Raw genomic sequence first — 379 nt, forward strand, 5'->3', positions numbered from 1 at the left:
GTGCCACGTCGTGCTCCATAGCATGTCAAAACACCTTATTCGGGTAGGTTCAAGCGTCAGCAGTTACTCAACTTCGTGATCTGAGTCTTCATGGTCGCCCTTTGGCACATGAACCAAATCATTAGGTATCGACAGTAACGCAATACCTACCGAACCCAAGGAATTTGATATGTCCTATCTCGCGCCTTCCGAATTTGTGACCAAGATGGTCGATGCCGGTGAAGAGAAAATCTTCATGTCCACCAAGGACACTCTGATACGCGCCTTTATGGCCGGTGCAACCCTTGCCCTGGCGGCTATTTTTGCCATTACTGTAGCGATGAAAAGTGGTTCTCCATTCCTGGGTGCCAGCATGTTTCCTGTTGGTTTTGTCATGCTC

The 379-nt window shown here is 48.8% G+C and carries 1 protein-coding gene; it reads left to right on the forward strand.

Features of this window, described 5'->3' with window-relative positions; all coding sequences use genetic code 11:
- Positions 1 to 169: 169 nt before the first annotated feature.
- Positions 170 to 379 (forward strand): formate/nitrite transporter family protein (locus Q4563_RS16920; RefSeq protein WP_303605318.1); only part of this gene is annotated, 210 nt, incomplete at its 3' end.

The organism is Gilvimarinus sp. 1_MG-2023, assembly GCF_030548285.1.